Consider the following 20,987-nt stretch of genomic DNA (forward strand, 5'->3'; position numbering starts at 1 on the left):
AAGCGGTCAAACAATATCATGAGTGAGCAACCACTATATACCGTCGTAGAAGGCGGAAGCATTACTGCACCTAAGGGCTTCACCTCCGGCGGCCTGCACTGCGGACTCAAAAAAACAGAGCGCAATGACCTTGCCGCGATTCTCTGTGAGGTGCCGGCTACGGCGGCTGCAGTGTATACGACCAATGTGTTTCAGGCGGCTCCGCTGAAGGTTACGCGGGAGAGTCTGGCGGACGGGACGCTGCAGGCGGTTATCGTGAACAGCGGCAATGCCAATGCCTGCACAGGGGACCAGGGCGAGGCGGATGCCTATGAGATGCGTGCGGCGGCTGCCCGTTATTTGGGCGTGAAGGAGCAGGATGTCGCTGTCGCTTCCACGGGTGTGATCGGGGAGCTGCTGAAGATGGATTGTGTGCGCAGCGGGATTGCCGGACTGCCGGAGAAGATGGACGGTGGCGCTGTCGGTGCGGAGGAATTCAGCCAGGCGATTCTAACCACCGATTTGGTCAAAAAAGAAAGCTGCGTCAAAGTAACGGTAGGCGGTACAGAGGTTATTATTGCCGGAGCGGCGAAGGGTTCCGGGATGATTCACCCGAACATGGCGACGATGCTGGGCTTCATGACCACCGATGTGCTCATTGACGGCGAGGATTTGCTCAGCTTGCTGCGTACAGCTACTAATTCTACTTTTAATATGATTACAGTTGATGGGGATACCAGTACGAACGATATGCTGGTCACGATGGCCAGCGGACTTGCCGGCAATGAGAAGCTGACGCGACTGCATGCGGACTGGGAAGCTTTTGCGGCGGCGTTCACCCATGTGTGCCAGAGTCTGGCGATGGCGATTGCCCGTGACGGCGAAGGGGCCACGAAGCTGATTGAGGTGCAGGTGAGCGGGGCGGTGCATGATGAGGCTGCGGCGGCGATTGCCAAGACCGTGGTCGGCTCAAGCCTGGTGAAGTCGGCGATCTTCGGCGCGGATGCCAACTGGGGGCGGATTATCGCGGCCGTAGGGCGCGCGGGCGTTCCGGTATCGCCGGAGCGGGTAGATATTAAGCTGGGTGAGATCGAGGTGCTGCGCGGATCGCGTCCGGTGGCTTTTGATGAGGAGCAGGCGCTGCAATATCTGCAAAAAAGCGATACCGTGCTAATCACGGTAACCTTGTCGGACGGCAGCGGGCAGGCTACAGCCTGGGGCTGTGACCTGACTTATGATTATGTGCGGATTAACGCGGCTTACCGCACGTAATCTGTGCAGCGGCGTGTAGAAGCTTGTACAGAGGGGGCAGGGAGATGACAGTAGAACCGATAGAGCCTCAAGCGCAGGCGGGGACTGCCGGGCTGTTCGTAATGAAATGCGGGGGGAGTACGCTGGCGGCGCTGCCGGATTCGTTCTTCGAGGATCTGCGGGAGCTTCAGGCCAGCGGGATTCAGCCTGTAATCGTGCATGGCGGCGGTCCGGCGATCTCCGGCAATCTGGAGAAGCTCGGTATCGAGAGCCGCTTCGTGAACGGCCTGCGGGTAACGACGGAAGAGGTGCTGGATGTGGTGGAGATGACTCTGTCCGGCAGCATCAACAAGGCGATTGTCCGCCGAATTCAGGCCAGCGGGGGGCAGGCACTCGGGTTGTCAGGCGTTGACGGCAACCTGATCCTCGCGCACCCGGTGGCCAATCACGATGAAGTGGGTCTGGTGGGTGAAGTGACCGGTGTTCGAGCGGAGATTGTGACGGGTATCCTCGCGATGGGCTATATTCCGGTTATTGCACCTGTAGGCGTAGATGGCGGTGGCCAGCGGTACAACATCAATGCGGATACTGCTGCCGGAGCTGTGGCTTCTTATATAGGGTCACCGAGTATGATCGTGGTTACGGATGTGCCGGGCATTATGCGGACGGTGGACGGAGAGAAGGTCGTGCTTCCATCCGTAACGGTGGCGCAGATCGAAGCGCTGATTGAGAGTGGTGAAATCTACGGCGGAATGATTCCCAAGGTACGTGCCGCCATGGACTGCATCCAGGGTCAGGTGTCAGAGGTTATTATTGTAGACGGCAAAGAGCCGCGTGTCCTCAGCCGGGTGCTGAAGGGCGAAGCGCTGGGCACGCGGATTGTAAGATAACAGATGTGCAGAAACCGGGGCATGGATAGGCTAATGAGCTGGATTATCAGATAGAGTGGCAAGTGAAAATAGACGCGCTGACGGGAAGCCGGCAGCAGCATGGTGGGAGAGTGACTAAGAATGAGTGAGCTTACGCAAACGGACAAGAATTCTTTGACAGGGGCGCCGCAGGAGCGTTCAGCAGGTACGAACGGACAGGGGGCCGCTCCTGCCAAGCTGAGTGCGGTATTCCCGTCGTACAGCAGATACGATATCAGTCTGGTCAAAGGCAAAGGCAGCTGGGTATGGGATGAGCAGGGTAACAAGTATCTGGACTTCATGTGCGGACTTGCGGTAACAAGTCTGGGCCATGCACCGGAGAAGGTCGGTGCGAAGCTGAAGGAGCAGATTGATACGCTGTGGCATGTCTCGAACCTGTTCCACATTCCCGGCCAGGACCGGGTAGCTGCACTGCTGACAGAGAATAGCTGTGCGGATCAGGTCTTCTTCTGCAACAGCGGAGCGGAAGCGAATGAAGCGGCCATCAAGCTGGCGCGCCGGTATCATCAGAAGGTGCAGGGTGCAGACCGCTACGAGATTATTACGTTCGAGCAGTCCTTCCATGGACGTACGCTGGCTACACTGACAGCCACTGGGCAGGCGAAGGTCAAGGAAGGCTTCCTGCCGCTGCCCGCCGGCTTCAAGACGGTGCCGCTGCATGATCTGGACGCGCTGAAAGGCGCCATTACTGAACATACGGCAGCGATTATGCTGGAGATGGTGCTGGCCGAGGGCGGTGTGCTTGAGGTACAGCAGGAGTTTCTGGATGCTGTTGTTGCGCTGTGCAAGGAGCACGGGCTGCTGCTGATCGTGGATGAAGTGCAGACCGGCATGGGCCGTACGGGCAAGCTGTTTGCTCATCAGCATTACGGCATTGAGCCGGATATTTTCACCTTGGCCAAAGGGGTAGCGAGCGGCTTCCCGGCTGGTGTGATGCTGGGTAAAGGCTATCTGCGCGAGGCCTTCAGCCCGGGCAGCCATGCCAGCACCTTCGGCGGCACCCCGCTGGCGGCAGCGGTGATGGAAGCAACCATTGAGACCATGCTTGAAGATAAGCTGCCCGAGCGGGCTGCGGAGATGGGCGAATACTTAAGCGGACAGCTGAGAGCGAAGCTGGCGGACACTTCCTTTGTGAAGGAGATTCGCGGCAAAGGCCTGCTGATCGGCATTGAATGCCAGGAGCCGGTGGCCGAGATCGTGCTTGCCGGACAGAAGCGCGGACTGCTGTTCGTTCAGGCTGGCCCGAATGTGGTCCGGCTGCTGCCTAATCTGTATGTTAGCACTGACGAGATTGATCAGGCGGTGGACATCCTATCGGAACTAATTCATACTTATGCTAACAAAGTAAGCGGGGAGGCAAATTGATGAGTCACGGTACACCAGGCGTAACAGAGACGATTGCCGCACAGCTCAAGGGCCGTGATTTGCTGGAGCTGAATGATTACAGCCCGGAGGAGATCACGTATTTGCTTGATCTCGCTATTGAGCTGAAGCGCAAGCAGAAGAACGGTGAAGTCTACCAGCCGCTGCTGGGGAAGACGATCGGCCTTATTTTTGAGAAATCCTCTACCCGTACCCGGGTGTCGTTCGAAGTGGGGATGTATCAGCTGGGCGGACATGCACTGTTCCTCAGCAAAAATGATATTCAGCTGGGCCGCGGCGAGACGGTTGGTGATACGGCCCAGGTCATGTCGCGTTATCTGGACGGTATCATGATCCGTACGTTCGGCCATGATAAAGTGGAAGATTTGGCGCGTTATGCCTCAGTGCCTGTAATCAACGGCCTCAGCGATCTTGCGCATCCCTGCCAGGTGCTGGCAGACTACCAGACCGTATACGAGCACAAGGGCAAGCTGAAGGGCCTGAAGCTGGCGTACATCGGCGACGGCAATAATATGGCCCATTCTCTGCTGATCGGCGGCGCCAAGCTGGGTGTGCATGTCTCTATTGCCGGACCGGAGGGCTACGAGCCGGACGAGGCAGTTGTGGCTGAAGCGCGTGAGATCGCCAAGGAGACAGGCTCAGTCATCACTGTGACCCGCAGCCCGCAGGAGGCAGTACAGGACGCAGATGTAATCTACACGGATGTCTGGGCGAGCATGGGCTTCGAGGCCGAGCAGCTGGCGCGTGAAGCGGCGTTCAAGGACTATCAGGTCAACGAGGAGCTGGTGAAGGGCGCGAAGAGCGATTATCTGTTCCTGCACTGCCTGCCGGCCCACCGGGAGGAAGAGGTCAGCACGGGCGTCATTGACGGCCCGAACTCCGTGATTTTCGATCAGGCGGAGAACCGCCTGCATGCGCAGAAGGCGCTTATGGCGGCCTTGATGGGCTAGATGTAGATGGAGTTTAGTAGAGCATTAAGAGCTGAGAAATGAGCTCATTCCACCAACGAATGCGCTGATGTTATGAAGTGAAGTGTACATTTTCTGCGGATATTTAGAGATAAGTGTATTCCGTGCAATTAAAAACAGTTAAAAGTAAGTATTTTCTCTTATAACTGTAGTCTGTACAACTAAATTTGCCCGAATGGGCGAGAATGCAGGTAATGAGGAATTTTAATTGTACGAACTGCAGCTAAATGCACATTCGGCGGTGCATCAGCCAATTTAGTTGTACAGATTGCAATTAAGTCTAACAAGCGCACCTTAATCAGTACACCGCTAACCTCCAGCAAGCGCTGGGTTGAAGTAATTTAAATATATATACAACACATATATAAGATGAACTTAGAATAGGTGCGCTATAAGTCGGTGCTAAGCAACGGAGTGAAGTTTGGAACTGTAGGAGCGTCAGCGTCCGCCTTTGTCTCCGGATAGTATCCGCTCTGGCGGTATATTCAAGAATATCTGGAGACAACAGCGGCCGAAAGTCCAAACATTCACGCAGCTTGCGCCTAAAGCACCGGGTTGTAAAAGCATATTTTTAAAAATCATCTTATCACCCTTCACACCGAAAGGAAGCTAAACACCCCATGCCAAAAGAAAAAATTGTACTCGCCTATTCCGGCGGGCTGGATACCTCAGTCATTCTGAAGTGGCTGAAAGAAACGTATGATGCGGAGATTATTGCTTTTACAGCGGATATTGGTCAAAAAGAAGAATTGGATGGCCTGGAGGAAAAAGCACTCGCCACCGGCGCATCCAAGGTCTACATCGATGATCTGCGCGACGAGTTCGCAAATGACTTCATCTACCCGATGTTCCAGTCGGGCGCACTCTATGAGGGCCAATATCTGCTGGGCACCAGCATTGCCCGTCCGCTGATCGCCAAGCGCATGGTCGATATCGCTATCGCCGAAGGCGCAACTGCCATTGCTCATGGAGCTACGGGTAAAGGGAATGACCAGGTACGCTTCGAGTTGAACGCTGCGGCATTATCGCCGAGCATTAAGGTAATCGCGCCTTGGCGTCTGGAAGAGTTCCGCAACCAGTTTCCGGGCCGCGCCGAGATGATCGCTTACGCCGAAGCCAATGGTATTCCGGTACAAGCCTCTGCGGCCAAGCCGTATTCGATGGACCGCAACCTGCTGCATATCAGCTATGAGAGCGGCGTACTGGAAGATCCATGGTTCGATCCAAGCGCACCGGAGAACAAGGAAATGTTCCTGCTCTCGAGTGCCCCGGAGGATGCTCCGGATGAAGCAGAGTACCTGGAGCTGGACTTCCTCAAGGGTGACTGCGTAGCGCTGAACGGCGAAGCGTTATCCCCGCTGCAAGTGATGGAGAAGCTCAATGAGCTGGGCGGCAAGCATGGGATTGGGCGCGTGGATATGGTCGAGAACCGTTTTGTCGGCATGAAGAGCCGTGGCGTGTATGAGACTCCGGGCGGAACCATTCTGTTCACCGCTCACCGCAAAATGGAATCAATCACCATGGACCGTGAAGTGATGAACCTGCGTGACAGCCTGATCACCCGTTACAGCACGCTGGTGTATAACGGCTTCTGGTTCGCACCGGAGCGGATTGCGATGCAGGCCTTGGTGAAGGAGAGCCAGAAGAACGTGACCGGTACGGTACGCGTGAAGCTCTACAAGGGCAACATCATCGGCGCCGGAGTCAAGAGTCCGGTCAGCCTGTACAACCCGGATATCGCCACCATGGAGGCAGATCCAACCCAGGCCTATGACCAGGGTGATGCGACCGGCTTCATCCGTCTGAATGCCCTTCGTCTGAAGGTATCGGCGGGCGTAGCGGAATCCAATAAGTAGCAGCATATAAAAGCGGACACAAGAAGGCCGTTCCTCCCAACTGGACAGGGGCGGCCCTTCTAACGTCTATCAAGGAGGAACAACTGGTGAGTAAGCTGTGGGGCGGACGTTTTACCAAAGGAACGAACAAGCTGGTAGAGGAATATACGGCTTCTATCGAATTCGATAAAGTGCTGGCGGAAGAGGATGTGCAGGGCAGTCTGGCGCATGTCACGATGCTGGGCAAATGCGGAATTCTGCCGCAGGAGGATGTCGAGACGATCAAGAACGGGCTCGCGAAGGTACTGGACAAGGTACGGGCGGGGGAGATTGTGTTCTCGGTTGCCGATGAAGATATCCACATGAATATTGAAAAGAACCTGATCGAAGAGATCGGCCCGGTCGGCGGCAAGCTGCACACCGGACGGAGCCGCAACGATCAGGTGGCTACAGATATGCACCTCTACCTGCGTAACCGCGTGGTGGAGCTGGTAGCGCTGCTGCATGAGCTGCAGGGGGCGCTGATCGGGCAGGCCAAGGATAACCTGGAGACGATCGTTCCAGGATATACCCACCTGCAGCGGGCACAGCCAATTCTGTTCGCGCATCATCTGCTGGCGTACGTATCGATGTTCCGCCGCGACGCGGAGCGCCTGACCGACAGCTACAAGCGGATCAACGTGCTGCCGCTGGGTGCCGGGGCGCTGGCGGGAACGACGTTCCCGATCGACCGCCACTTCGTGGCCGAGCAGCTTGGCTTCGATAGCGTCTATGAGAACAGTCTGGACGCAGTCAGTGACCGCGACTTCATCGTGGAGTTCCTGGCGAATGCATCGCTCGTGATGACTCACTTGTCCCGTCTTAGCGAAGAGCTGGTGCTGTGGAGCAGCACCGAATTCAGCTTCGTGGAGCTGGACGATGCCTTCTGCACCGGCAGCAGCATCATGCCGCAGAAGAAGAACCCGGATGTGCCGGAGCTGGTACGCGGCAAAACCGGCCGTGTCTACGGCAACCTGATCGGACTCCTGACCGTTCTGAAGTCGCTGCCACTGGCCTATAACAAGGACATGCAGGAAGACAAGGAAGGCATGTTCGATACCGTTGCTACCCTTACAGGGGCCTTGCAGCTGTTCGCACCGATGATCTCCACTATGAAGGTGAACAAGGCGCGGATGCGCGAAGCGGTGAATACCGACTTCTCCAACGCGACCGATATCGCCGACTTCCTGGTAGGCAAAGGCCTGCCGTTCCGTCAAGCGCATGAGGTGATCGGCAAGACCGTTCTGTATTGCATTAACGAGGGCAAGTTCCTGCTGGATCTGACGCTGGACGAATTCAAGCAGTTCTCGCCGCTGTTCGACGACCAGATCTATGCGGTGCTCCAGCCAGAGGCCGTGGTGAACGCCCGTAATGTCTACGGCGGTACCGCCACGGTTCAGGTGCAGGCTGCCATTGAACGGGCCGAGGCGGCTCTGTTGGCGGCGGGTGAATGGGTGAAGCAGCATAGCGTAGCCGTGTAAGATTAACGCAGATCGTCTGCAATGCCTGCCAGGGGCAGAGGATTGCAGAAGGCATTTAGAGACTGTCTTTTGCAGCTGAGGCTGCAGAAGGACAGTCTTTTTTTGAGATATAAGAATGTCTATGCGGATCTGTTGATAGGAGGGAAGGTATGGATTGGGAAGTTCACATGGAACGCTGGAGCCGCGCCGCTGTCAGACTGCTGGATGTTCAACAGTTCGCTGTGCAAAAGGGGACGGTACCTGGGTATCACATGGCATCCGCGAGCTTCTTCCTGCTGACTGTGCACGGTGAGGCGTCTGTAAGTTTATCGGGAACGGTCTATTCCACCCGGTCTGCACCTATTCTGCATGGGGGCCCGAAGATGGAGCTCAAGCTGACGCCGCTAGATCACGAATTTGTCGGTTATTTCATTTGCTACCAAGCCGTCTGTGAGTCGAAGGAGGACCGGGAGAGCTTCAATGTGCCGTATGCGTTCGCTCCCTATGCAATGCTGCCTTTGCAGGAGAAGTGCGAGGCAATGAATAGATTGTGCCAGCATACCGCCCCGCTGGATAAGCTTCAGGCACAGAGTGTTTTTCATGAGTTTGTGTACGAGGTCATGCGGCAAGTTCACATCTCAGCACAGGAGACGAATCGGCCTAAGGTTGTCACCGAAGCCATTCACTACATTCATGAGCATTACAGCGAACCGATTACCGCAGAGGTGTTGGCCGGAATGTGCAATTGCAGCACAAGCTACTTATTCCGCATGTTCAAAAATCAGCTGGGGTTTGGCCCAATCGATTATCTGATTCATGTACGTATCCGCAGATCCAAGCAGCTGCTGCTGCAATCAGAAGCCCGAATCCAGGAGATAGCTGGCAGAGTTGGTTATGCCGACGTCTATTATTTCAGCCGTTTGTTCAAAAAACATACCGGCTTCCCGCCGCAGCGCTTCCGGGAGAACAACCGCCACAGGGTTCTGAATAATCCATTGCTTCTGCTGAAATCGTCTATTGTATCTGATGAGCCTGTTTCTCATAATGATAATGAGAATTATTATCAACATAGTGAGGAAGGGGAACTATCGATGTTTAGATTTTCAAGGCCGGCCTTTGGGGCCACACTATTGTTATGCACAGCCTTATTCCTAAGTGCATGTCAGACAGGCAGCAATACTGGAACTGCAGGCTCTGAGCCTATTTCTACTAATACCGCTATAGACAGAGGGTCCGCAGATACGCGTATGTATAGGCATTTGAAGGGGGAGACTGAGATTCCGGTGAAGCCCCAGCGGGTAGTCAGTCTTTTTCATCTGGGGGAATTGATGGCGCTGGGAGTGAAGCCGGTAGGTGCCACCACCTTCATCCTGAACAATCCGCTGTTAAGCGATGTCTCGGATATTGAAGATGTCGGTTCTACGCCGGATGCGGAGAAGATCCTGTCGCTTGCGCCTGATCTGATTATTACAACAGCGCCATTCGCGGAGGTAGTCGATGGAGGGTACGAAGCACTCAGTCAGATTGCGCCAACCCTTGTGGTGGAACAGTATAATGATCCGGTCAAGGATGTGGTAATGTTCGGTGACATTCTGGGCAAGCAGGCGGAGGCGGAACAGTGGAACAAGGATTTTGCGGCAAAAATACAACAATCCAAAGAAAAGATTACTCCGTACATTGAACCGGGCGAAACCTTCTCCATTCTGAATGTGCGTTCCGGTGCAGTATTCATATACGGCGATACCAATCTGGGCGGCAACATCGTGTATAAATATCTGGGCCTGAAGCCTACCGATAAGATTGAGAAAGAGGTCATTCACGGAGATACCTGGGAAATCTCTAACGAGTTGATTCCTGAGTTCATCGGTGACCGGTTATTTCTCGCTGTGAATGAAGGGGCCGAGGCTGATCTGAAGAAAGTGGACAAGCTCATTCAGAATTCACCGGCCGGGAGAGCGGGCAAGGTCTACAATATTGACTTCAACCAATTTCTTTTCAGTGATCCGATTTCAATAGAACAACAAATGGACATCATCGTGAATCTGCTGGCAGGGAGCGGCACATGAATACGTGGGAGCCTAATAAAAAGGGGACGCTGGATGACTTGTCCAGGTCCCTTTTATGTAGAGATAAGAATGTACATGCTTCGCGCTAAAATCATCCTTATCCTTCTCGCTGAAACGGTACCGTCCTTTAAAAGGACGGCAATGCCGTTTCCACTTATGAATTTATCCGCTTACAATATCAAACCCTCTACTTGCTTAGCGGCAGCCACTTCAGTACATCGCGGATCTTGGCATCCCAGTATCCCCACTCATGCGCTCCCGGCCCCTCTTCGTAGGTTAGAGACAGCTTGGTCTTGGAGCAGGCCTTACGGAAGACCTGATTGTCCTCATAGAGGAAATCCTCGGTTCCACAGCACTGATAGAGCAGCGGCTTCGGCCCTTTGGAGCGGTTCACTTCCTCAAGCAGCCAGAGCAGATCTTCCGGAGTGCCAGCAATGTCCTTGTCCCCAAAAATCTGCAAATAATCCTTGGTCTTCTGCGAGGGATCTTCAAAGTTCAAGAAATTATGTGCCATATCGAGTGCTCCCGACAGACTTGCTGCAGCAGCCCAGTCCTGCGGCTTGCGCAGTCCCAGCTTCATCGCCCCGTATCCGCCCATCGACAATCCCGCCACGAAATTATCCTCGCGCTTGGCCGACAACGGGAAGAAGGAACGGGCCAGCGCCGGTAGCTCCTCACTGATGAACGTCCAGTACTTGCCGCCTGCCTCCATATCCGTATAGAAGCTGCGGTGAACCTGCGGCATAACAACAGCGATACCCAGCTCCGCCACATAACGCTCAATCGAGGTCCGGCGCAGCCAGATCGAATCATCGTCAGACAGACCGTGCAGCAGGTACAGGGTGGGGTGTAGGTTCCCTTTGGAGACATTGCTCATTCCGATCTGCGTAGTGGTCTGCTGCGGCAGAATAACAGTCATCGAAGTACTGAGCCCCAGCACCTCCGAATAAAATTTACATTCAATCAAAGCCATTTGCGTATCCCCTTTCTGCCCACATGATAGCACAGCCCCTACCTGATATAAACTGTAGATTTATTGCCCGCAGGCATTGCTGCTGTCGGAGGAGAAAGAATATAATGGAAGTAGGTAGAAAGATTCATAGAAACACGCAAGGACACAGGACTGAAGACATGGATAAACCCATAATTGAATTTCAATAGAGTATAGGGAGCGAACACAATGTCCTGGAAAGACCCATGGAACCGCAGCCGCGAGCGGGGCAAGGAAGCGGGCTTCACCTTAATCGAGGTGCTGGCCGCCATCGTCATTTTGTCGATAGTGTCCCTGGTGCTGACTTCTTATTTTACCAATGCCATGACCTATTCCAAGTCCAACCAGAACAAGACGATCATGGTCAATCTGGCGCGGAACGCTTTGTTTTATATGGAGAAGCAGGATTTTGGTGAGCTGGAATTATACCTTAAAGGGAGACCTGCTTCAGGAGCAGAAACTGAGATTATAGGTCACCCTGCAATTCAGGCCTCCGGCTGTGTTCCTTTGACAGAGACAGCAGTGAGCTGCAGCGTCTACAGTAATGCGGTGAGCGATGTGAACACTTTGGCGAAGGTGCTGAATCCTACGATTAATAACATCAGTTATCAGATAGATATTGAATATCAGTCTACTCTGCATACAGGAATGATACATTCAACAGATGCCATTGAGAGGGCTACTGCCGAGTACCTTTTGCCGGTTCGGGTCAGAGTGCGGGATTCCAGTCAGGTTAGAACGAATGCTAAGGAGACTGTTGTGGAGGGATATATTACAGATGAGAAAATTCGTTGATCTTCTCCGCAAAGAGCAGGGCTTTACGCTTATTGAGCTCATTGCAGCTTTGTCTTTGTTTTCTCTGGTATCCGCACTGGTCTATGGAGTAATGACGTTTGGCGTGCAGAGTTATCAGAGAGTGACTATGGAGAATACGTTGAGGGATGAAAGTGACTTACTGATGTCTGCCATTATTACTGAAATCTATACTTTTGCTCCAAACACTATTTCTTCTGATGAAGTGAATAAGACTATACTTCTGCGAAGAGATAATCTTAGCGGTGGAATCGATGAAGTAGCAATAGGCATATCCGGTGGGCAGTTAGTGATTAATGAGCTTCCAACAACAGAACCCACACCAGGAGATACATATAATACACGGACTTCGACAGATTCCACGTTAGGCCCGAATTCTTCAATAAGCTTGGAATGCAGTGCAAATTCAATCCAGCCTTGTGAGAGTGGTCTGCTGAATATCAAGCTTTCTCTGACTTTAGAACGTGGAGATACCAGACGGCAGCTTGCGGTTGAGAGCAAATTCGGATTCTAGGAGCGGTGGGCAGAAATGGGATTGTGGCTTATGAATAGGAGCAGATGGACGGAGCGGTTCTCGCGCATGAAATCTGAACAAGGTTCCGCACTCGTACTGGTAATGTTTATTGTCCTTCTGCTTACAATTCTCGGATTAGCAGTTCTAGGTGCAACCATTGGAGGAGCCCAAAGAAGTGAAACAAGGGAGAGTGACGTACAGTCCCTGCATCTTGCCCAAAAAGGACTTAATGAAGCTGCAGCCTACATTCAATCCGAGTTGAAGGGATTACAGCTGGAGGATATTGACCCGGAAAGCCTGGGAGTAATTCTGGCGAAGCTGGATGACAATAAGTCGAGTCTGAAAGTAGCTACAGAATTACAATCTACCAGCATGGGTTCGGTGGATGGCATCAAGTACGATGATACTAAAGATAAAAAAATTAAAAACCAATCTATCCAGTATACGATCAATATCAGCTCCAAGGCAGTGGTCAACGGAGTGGAACGGACACTGAGACAGCAGGTGATTATAGACAGTTATCCAGACTTCCTGAAGTATGTATTCGGCTCAGAGAAGACTCTACGGCTGAATGGAGCTCCTGTGCTTAAGGGCAATGTATATGCCGGAGATAAGCTGCTGGTAACGAATACACCTTGGTACACTTACTTGGGACATAGATATCCTGAAGTCACCTTGGATTTCCCCACCGTCATGAGTAATGCGGATGGGTCAGCCCCGGGGGAGGTTCATGTTCAAGCAATGAGCAATATCAAGTATAAAGAGAACTTCCAGCCGAAAGAGAGTATCCTGTCAGAGGATCAGGAAGATACGATGACCTCCCTGCCTGAAACGGAGAGTGCAAGGAATGATCTACTGACTAAGATTCTGCATATGAATCCGGCTAACATTAAAATTAAAGAGAAAAATAAATTTGTCCAAATCAACGTTGAGGAGTCGTTTTTCGATAAGCTGGCTCAGGGGCTATCCTCCTCGAAGGATGAGATTACCCAAAAATCATTAAGAAACAGTATGCGTGGAGAATACAACAAAGGCATTGCAGACTTGAATTCTTGGATTATCGGGCGTTCGGAGGTCACACATATTCAAGGAATGCCGGTAGCTCCAGATAAAGTGCTACCAGATGCTGAAGAAGCTGTCCTTGAGCAATATCAGAAGGATCTTGAAATATACAACGAGAAGCTACAGCAGTTGGAGAACTTGGATTCCACAGTTGTTTTTAACGGAAATTTGGTTGTGGATGGTCTGGATTACAAGAAATTGTTTTACCGGGAGGGACCTTCCCATGAGATTGATCCCAAAAGCGGGAGTATGCCACGCTGGTTCATCGTTGCCGGTAATTTAGAGATCAACAACTTTAAACCGGATTTTTTACCAGTCCGGGCCAATATATTAGTTACTGGGAATGTTAAGATCAAAGGCAACGTTAAGTTTGATTCGACTTTGCTGGTGTTAGGTGATACAACGGTTGAGGATGCAAATATTCGGGGAATTCAGGGTAATGACCTGGAGACCAAAGAACTGGTCTTGATCTCCAAAGGGAAAGTGCTTATCAACCGCCTGCACGCCTTTGCTGTAAACGAACCAAGTGCAGAGGAAACGATGGAAGCTTTCTTTTATACAGACTCCAGTGGTGAGCTGTATGGCGTAGGCTCTATGTTCCACTTGATCGGCGGTTTTTTTGCTAAAGACAACCTGACTGTCCATGCAGTGAAAGGTAATGTTATGGAGCCTCTTCCAGACAATGCTGGCAGGCTAATCATTAACCAAGCGAATGCTCCTGAGCGTTTTGTGATAGATTATAAACCGGATATCTATGAGAATCAGCAATCCAGCTTACCCAGAGTGCAAACCGTCAATGTAAATGTCGGACCTATGCAACTGGTAAATTGACAATGTGCAGTATTAAAAGGAGCCCTTTCGCGTCAGTACCTACTGCGCTCAATGGCTCCTTTTAATATTGCATTTAGTTTCCCTTAGTAACGGTCATCCGTATCGAGTGGATATACTTTGACAAGTATAGTTGTCTTGATCAGGGGGTTGTTAGCATACTGCACAGTTACAAGTGTACTTCCGCTTTTGTGTGCATAGATTATCCCCCGATTGTCTGCAGTAACAGGAGTTTGGAAGGAGGCAATACCAGAGAAGGTGCTTGTCCAATCCAATTGATCTCGAACATCATTCAAAGTAATCTCTCTTGGTGAGAACCAGAGAAGCTGGCCCAGAGGTCTGGATTCGCCAACGATCATCTCCACGATAGTGCCGGTAAACTGGATGTCGGTAAGAACCAGAGGTTGGATTCTAATTTCCTTAATCCTAGTAATGCCTCCTGCCGTGACTGAAACAGTGACAGCATCCTTTGCTTTGATGCCAGTGAAAATATACTTAGTGTCATTCGTATCGTCAGGGGCTTTGGTTAAGCTTGCATATTGAGTACCATCTCCAACTAAGCTCCAATGAATATCGGAAGCATTATCTGCGTTAGCAGGGGCGAAGTCCTTTACACTCATCTCTATGAATTTGCCGACAAAAACACTGTCAGCACTATCGATTATAAAGTCTCTTAAAGGATTGGTGATAGCAATGGTTTTGGTGGCCGGGGAGCCAGCCGTATTACTATTGCTGTATGCCGTTACCGTGATAGTATAGATCCCACTCTGCGGTGCATTAAAGGTTCCCGTAGGTGAAGTTGGACCACTCGTTCTCAGGTATTGATTAACGTTGGTGCCATTCCCATCTGCGACTGTCCACTTATAGGTTATATCCGTCTCAACTGGATTGCTGGTGTATACAGCATTCAAATTAATTGGGGTATTGGCAGTTCCTGAAGTATCTCCGGTAAGTTCAATGGTACGTATCGGCTCAGGCGGGATAGGGGCTGTCACAGTAATCCTGGCTATATTGCTGACAACCTTGCTTCCATCTTGAGCGGAGGCCTGAATCTCTGCTTCACCCGGAGCAACTGCTTGGATCATACCGTCACTTATAAATTTAATGAAATCTTTACCGCTTACGATAGTCCACTGAAGAGTCCGGTCCTTCGCATCTACATCGTCAGGCAGAATAGTTGTGATTGACGGGAGCGATAACTTTTGATCAACCAGTATATCTTCATCGTGTACCACAATTGAAGTAATCTCAATAATCACTTCCAGATTAACAGCTGAAAACTTCATAGTCACAGTTGTTGGAACTGGCATAGCTGTCGGCATCACAGTTGGTGTAGCACTAGCAGTTGGCACTGGTGTAGCTGTAACTACTGGTGTAGCAGTCGCTGTAGGAACAGCGGTTGGTGCTGTGGTTGCGGCAGGCATTTCAGGCAACGAGCCCTCAAAGGGTTGATAACCTATCGAGATTCCACTAGATCCTATAGTTAACAGAGACTCGCCGATAATATTTCCATTAAAGCTCCCGGTGAGATTGATATTAGCTAATGGGGCCAGAATAGACTGATTAATCTCACCATAACTCTCGACTGTCAAGGATTTGGCTTGATAGAAATTGAGGATAATATGGTTGCTGCTTACTCCGTTAACAGATACGCTCCCATTTATAAACTTGATTGATTCTCCTGCAATATTAATCAAGACTGTTGAGTCTGCTGGTGCATTAATTTTGAGGCTGCGTAAATTAATATTATTTAGATTGTTTGGTTTTACATTGAAAATATTTAGTTTCTTATCTTCTCCCGAAACTACAAGATCGCTATCCTCAGAAACTTTGATCTCTTTGCCTGTTAGACTTCCCATGTATGCAGATCGGCTAATGAGTTGAGAACCAATCGTTGTAAAATCTAGTGGAGAACCCTTCGTAATGTTTGCCCGCTCTTCTGGCGACAAATAGGCATGCATTTCGATATTATTTCCATAGTACCCTTTGCCGGATATTTTCCCTCCCCATGATCCCCAGTACAAGTCATTGCCTACAACTAAAACAGCATCAGTTAGTGTATCACCTAAGGTAAAGGATTGTGCTTTTACGTCTCTTCCTGCAGCAGTTCGTCCTTTATTCTGAAAACTATTATTATCATAGCGGATGTCTTTCAACATAAAGACGGTATAATCCTTAGCAACCCCCAAAGCCGAGATAGGTGCTGTAGAACCCGGGAACACCGGAGGAGCTACAGTCGGAACCGGAGTTGGCGCAGGTGTCGGAGTCGGTGTTGCTGCAACAGTAGGAGCCGCTGTAGGTACTGCCGTAGGTACAGATTCTGCGGGAGCATGGATATCCTCGTACGTAATGCTGGAGTTATCCAGTATATATTTCTCTGCTGCCTTAGGTTTAAACCTTAGAGTGAATTTATATATAATCGGGTCTGACGTACTGTGAGGATTAACCGGCTTATAGTACTGCTTACCATCAATTGTAGTTAACTGAAAAGTGATATTCTCAAAAGTTCCTTTTATAGTGTAACCTTCACTGAGATTTCCGGTCTTAGTGAACCCTTGCGGCAGGGCTTCTCCCTCAAATTCAAGATTTGGAGCGAATTTTTCCTCATAGTGCAAGCCGGAAATTAACAAGTTGTTTTTCCCCTGATATTGAGGTTGAACATCCTCTAGCCGTAAGGTTTTTGGAGCAATGCTGTAATCGATCGTTACCAGCTTGTCCCGGCCTATTTTGGTGGCGGACTGGCTTCGGCCTATGGATAAAGAGGATTCCACCTTTGACACGGTCAATGGGATGATAACCGGTGAAGCGGAAGCACCCTGGTCATCTTGTGCTGTGATCATAATTTCAATATTGCCGCTCTCGCTAAGCGGGTTCTTGAAGGTCTGTGTAATAGTCTCTTCTGATCCTACACGCCGGTTCTGGATCATATGGTCCGGGCTGGTCAATTCTTTTCCGTTCACAAGGAACTTCAGATTAGTGGTCAGAGTGCGGTCCTTCAAATCGAGATCGGCCACCGAATAGCTTACAGTCAGCTTATCTTGATAGGACGGAATAACGGCTCCTTCAATAGGTGAATATGCAGTGATGCTGGGAGCGTGGTTGGCACCCATAAATGCTCTGTACATCGTGTTAACAAAAAGCTTCTGTTCCCACTCAGGGAACACTGACTCACTGCTCGAAAGATTAGAGCCAAACAGATGGCCGGTTCCTGAATAGGTTACGTTTCCTTTGGAATAGGTGTAGTAATGGTTCCAGCTGTCATCAGGAGTCCGCTTGTTGGCGTCGCCTGATTCGCTGATGATGTTGTACCAGGGTACAACTGTCCGGTCTTCCAAATCCAGAGTGAAGTACTGATTGTGGGTCTTGGCTACTTTGGGTTCACCTATATTGTTCTGGGTACCGTTGTTAGTCTGTTGACTCAGGTAAAAAGGATATTGCATAAGCAACCCGTCATTAACCGGCGTTACTTTTTTGGATGGATTAAGTGCATTATGGCCAAGGTTAACAACAGGATCTTTCTGACCTGTGATCTCTTTGAAATTGTTGACCCAAGTGTTGCTTCCGTAGAGGTTGATGACTGTATCATGTGTGAACATTGCACTCTGCTTGGATTCGTTAATGAATTCCTTTACTGCTGTAATAGACAATGGCTTCATTATTGTTTTTGAGTAGTATTCATCCCGGAATCCGAACAGTAGCATGTCATAGACGCCATTAAGGCCATATTCATGTGTATTTGCTAAGGTGCTTTCAATATAATAATTAAACTCATCTATATTCATGACAGTAATATCCAGCTCGTAATCCTCATTGCTTAAAAAGTTTTGATTCATATTTATTGATTTTTTAAGACTGCTCTCATGAATTGGAGATGAACTGGAACCTGGAGGCGTGATCTGCAGGACTCGAATAACGGTCTGCTCATTCCGGTAACGGATGCTTCCGCGTTCAAAGCTTTTTAACTGTGAAAAGCTGGTAGGGTCACTAATCTCAAGCTTCCAGTACAACAATCCTGAGAATGTCCGTGGAAGAATGTACTCGAGCGTACCATTTGCTTTATTCACTTTGACAGATGCAACAACCTGCTGCTCGCTCAGGGCAATAGACTTATCAAGATTAATGTACAGCTTGGCGGTCAAAGGATGATTTGCGAGATCAGGCGTATTGCTGACATTGAAGTTGAATTTAAGTTTGTCACCGGGAGCATAAATCTTACCTCCTGTAGAAGCCGGAGCATAATTACGGATCTCGTTACTGTTCGTGATTTGCAGTTGGGGGCGTTGTTTCAGCTTGGAACTGTCAGCCGTTAGTCCCTTGAAGAAATCATTAAGTCCGGAATCAGTCAGAAAGAGAACGTTACTCTTCGTCGCTGAGGTTTTGCGTAAGGGATTAAATGCTTCGTAGAGGATTCCTTTTCTGCCTTCAGGCTTCTCCTGATCTAAGAAAGTTTGTTCATGAAAAATTACATACAAGCCCTTCATAATAAAGAGCTTATTGATATCATCTACACGAAGGCGCGTAATGTCATTCTGAATTAACGAGGTGTTCATAGCCGCAGAACGCACAGGGACATCTTTATCCTTAAGGTTACCCAAGGTTATTGGACTGTAGGTACCTTTACCTATAAAAATGCCGTCATACTGCCCGTCCAGATCATCGCGTAAAGCGACAAAACGTTTCATGCTCATGGTAACGACTGTGAAATCTGGAAAATCGGTTTTGAGGGAGGTTAACTGGCTTGTGCCATCTTCCGTGACTTCAAGCAGGCGAACCGGATAACTGTTCTGATCAGCATCAATCCTTGATACCATACTCCAGATGACAGCAAACAAGATTAAGGTCAACGGAAGGCTAAGCATAAGCAGCAGTCTTTTTCTTTTCAAGACCTCCATCGTGATCTCTCCCCAATAATTATTAATAACACAAAATTTGTCATATAAACTTCTATTTTACCGCATGAAGGTTGTAGTTTAGCCGAGTTTTCATTGTAAAATTATCCATTCTATGCTATATACATTCTAGGACATATTTAGTAGATAGGCAATTAAAAGATATGCATAAAAACCTATAAAATTGAGACTAATTAACTATAAAATTTAAAATATTTTATGAAAACTATGATTTTAATGTACTGCTGATTGCCAAATGATTAGCTTATACCTGGTTGGAAAATACAGTGCTCTGGAGTGAAACAGATATGGCTATCATGAAGAAGAGACTGGGAGATTTACTCGTGGAAAACGGGATTATCTCTCAAGAACAGCTTGAAGAAGCGCTGGTAGAGCAACGCAAAACCAAACGAAAGCTGGGAGATCTGCTAATAACCCAAGGCTATATTACAGAGCAACAGCTCATAGAGGTACTTGAGTTCCAGTTAGGTATTCCCCACGTAAGCCTGTTCAAATATCAGATTGATCCGGCAATCACGCAGATCATCCCCGAGAGTATGGCCAAACGCTACCAAGTGCTCCCATTCATGAAGGAAGGCAGCAAGCTGATGGTGGCAATGGCAGATCCCTTGGACTATTTCGCTATTGAAGATTTGCGCATGAGTACAGGATTCCGGATTGAGCCGGCAATCTCCAGCCGTGATGAGCTGACTAGAGCAATAGCCCGTCATTACGGAATGCGGGACTCTATGAGTCAGATGATGGTCGAGCTTCCAACCCAGGAAGAGATAGAAGAAACAGAGATTACGGATGAGGATTCACCGATAGTGCGGCTGGTCAACCAGATGATTCAGCAGGCAGTGTCATTGCGGGCTTCAGATATTCATGTGGACCCTGGTGAGAATAATCTCTCCATTCGTTACCGGATTGACGGGACTTTACGGACAGAGCGGATCATTCCCAAGCAAATGCAAGGCTTCATCACCGCCAGGCTGAAGATTATGGCCCGATTGAATATAGCAGAACGGCGCTTGCCTCAGGACGGCCGGATTAAAATGCAATTTGACTACAAGATGGTTGATATACGTGTATCTTCGCTGCCTACTATGCATGGTGAGAAGATCGTACTGCGTCTCTTGGACCTAAGTACTGGAGTTAAGTCTGTAGATACACTGGGCTTCAGTGAACTTAACGCAGATGCCTTCAGAGATATGATCACCAAGCCTTACGGTATTCTCCTGATTACCGGTCCAACCGGCAGCGGGAAATCTACCACCTTATATTCCGCCCTGAGCCAATTGAATACTGAGAATGCGAATATTATTACGATTGAAGATCCGGTGGAATATCAGCTGGAGGGCGTGAATCAGGTGCATGTGAATCCGGCGATTGGCTTAACCTTCGCAGCTGGCTTACGATCCATTCTTCGTCAGGACCCGAATATTGTAATGGTGGGAGAGATTCGGGACACTGAAACTGCCGAGATCGCTGTACGTGCTTCACTTACAGGACACCTGGTGTTGTCCACATTACATACCAATGATGCCATTAGCACAATTTCCAGATTGCGTGACATGGGCGTTGAGCCCTACCTGATTGCTTCCTCGCTACTGGGGGTAGTGGCTCAGCGGCTGGTACGCAAAATCTGCCCGGATTGCAAAGAGGAGCATAAACCGACAGAGCAGGAGTCAATAATGCTTAGGCGCTATGGCTTGCCTGCCGAAGTCATTTATCAGGGTAAAGGCTGCGGTAACTGCAACAATACAGGATACCGCGGTCGGATTGCCATTCATGAGGTGCTGACCATTAATGATCATCTGCGGCAGCTTATTACAGATTCTGCATCCATAGAGGAACTGCGGGCAGCAGGTAGAGAGCAGGGCATGATTCAGTTAGTAGAGGATGGATTCGTCAAAGTATCCAAAGGGATTACAACCTTACAGGAAGTCATGCGTGAGACCGTATCGCATTAGATAGGGG

At 49.8% G+C, this 20,987-nt stretch carries 13 protein-coding genes; 11 read left to right on the forward strand and 2 right to left on the reverse strand.

Annotated features, from left to right (window positions below):
• Nucleotides 1-18: 18 nt before the first annotated feature.
• The 7 genes from argJ (at nucleotide 19) to NSU18_RS22475 (ending at nucleotide 9,910) form a co-directional block, all read left to right on the forward strand.
• The gene (gene argJ / locus NSU18_RS22445; protein WP_341150086.1) at nucleotides 19-1,251 is read left to right on the forward strand and encodes a bifunctional ornithine acetyltransferase/N-acetylglutamate synthase; all 1,233 of its coding nucleotides are present in this window, start codon (nucleotides 19-21) and stop codon (nucleotides 1,249-1,251) included.
• Nucleotides 1,252-1,295: 44 nt separating this feature from the next.
• Nucleotides 1,296-2,120, forward strand: a complete 825-nt coding sequence (gene argB, locus NSU18_RS22450) for an acetylglutamate kinase (protein ID WP_341150087.1) — start codon at nucleotides 1,296-1,298, stop codon at nucleotides 2,118-2,120.
• A gap of 120 nt (nucleotides 2,121-2,240) precedes the next feature.
• A complete protein-coding gene (locus NSU18_RS22455) occupies nucleotides 2,241-3,524 on the forward strand; it encodes an aspartate aminotransferase family protein (protein WP_341150088.1) in 1,284 nt (427 codons plus the stop codon).
• Entirely contained in the window at nucleotides 3,524-4,492 is a 969-nt protein-coding gene (gene argF, locus NSU18_RS22460) for an ornithine carbamoyltransferase (RefSeq protein WP_341016237.1), read from the forward strand. Before NSU18_RS22455 ends, argF begins: the two co-directional genes overlap by 1 nt.
• 638 nt (nucleotides 4,493-5,130) lie before the next feature.
• Complete coding sequence (locus NSU18_RS22465; RefSeq protein ID WP_341150089.1) at nucleotides 5,131-6,366, forward strand: argininosuccinate synthase; 1,236 nt, start codon at nucleotides 5,131-5,133, stop codon at nucleotides 6,364-6,366.
• 86 nt (nucleotides 6,367-6,452) lie between these two features.
• A complete protein-coding gene (gene argH / locus NSU18_RS22470; protein WP_341150090.1) occupies nucleotides 6,453-7,865 on the forward strand; it encodes an argininosuccinate lyase in 1,413 nt (470 codons plus the stop codon).
• A gap of 149 nt (nucleotides 7,866-8,014) precedes the next feature.
• Nucleotides 8,015-9,910, forward strand: coding sequence for an AraC family transcriptional regulator (locus NSU18_RS22475; protein WP_341150091.1), 1,896 nt, complete (start codon nucleotides 8,015-8,017; stop codon nucleotides 9,908-9,910).
• Nucleotides 9,911-10,097: 187 nt separating this feature from the next.
• Here NSU18_RS22475 and NSU18_RS22480 read toward each other — a convergent pair whose 3' ends face one another.
• Entirely contained in the window at nucleotides 10,098-10,883 is a 786-nt protein-coding gene (locus NSU18_RS22480; RefSeq protein ID WP_341016244.1) for an alpha/beta hydrolase, read from the reverse strand.
• Between the two features lie 207 nt (nucleotides 10,884-11,090).
• On the opposite strand from NSU18_RS22480, the gene NSU18_RS22485 reads away from it, so the two are divergent.
• The 3 genes from NSU18_RS22485 (at nucleotide 11,091) to NSU18_RS22495 (ending at nucleotide 14,121) form a co-directional block, all read left to right on the forward strand.
• On the forward strand, nucleotides 11,091-11,696 hold the full coding sequence (locus NSU18_RS22485) for a type IV pilus modification PilV family protein (protein WP_341150092.1): 606 nt from the start codon (nucleotides 11,091-11,093) through the stop codon (nucleotides 11,694-11,696).
• Complete coding sequence (locus NSU18_RS22490; RefSeq protein WP_341150093.1) at nucleotides 11,680-12,228, forward strand: PulJ/GspJ family protein; 549 nt, start codon at nucleotides 11,680-11,682, stop codon at nucleotides 12,226-12,228. Before NSU18_RS22485 ends, NSU18_RS22490 begins: the two co-directional genes overlap by 17 nt.
• Before the next feature lie 66 nt (nucleotides 12,229-12,294).
• Nucleotides 12,295-14,121: a hypothetical protein gene (locus tag NSU18_RS22495; protein WP_341150094.1), complete on the forward strand. Its 1,827-nt coding sequence runs from the start codon at nucleotides 12,295-12,297 to the stop codon at nucleotides 14,119-14,121.
• An 83-nt stretch (nucleotides 14,122-14,204) separates the two neighbouring features.
• Here NSU18_RS22495 and NSU18_RS22500 read toward each other — a convergent pair whose 3' ends face one another.
• On the reverse strand, nucleotides 14,205-19,010 hold the full coding sequence (locus NSU18_RS22500) for a DUF5057 domain-containing protein (RefSeq protein WP_341150095.1): 4,806 nt from the start codon (nucleotides 19,008-19,010) through the stop codon (nucleotides 14,205-14,207).
• A gap of 305 nt (nucleotides 19,011-19,315) precedes the next feature.
• On the opposite strand from NSU18_RS22500, the gene NSU18_RS22505 reads away from it, so the two are divergent.
• The gene (locus NSU18_RS22505) at nucleotides 19,316-20,980 is read left to right on the forward strand and encodes a GspE/PulE family protein (protein WP_341150096.1); all 1,665 of its coding nucleotides are present in this window, start codon (nucleotides 19,316-19,318) and stop codon (nucleotides 20,978-20,980) included.
• Nucleotides 20,981-20,987: the final 7 nt, after the last annotated feature.

The organism is Paenibacillus sp. FSL H8-0048 (genome assembly GCF_038002825.1).
GTDB lineage: Bacteria > Bacillota > Bacilli > Paenibacillales > Paenibacillaceae > Paenibacillus_AQ.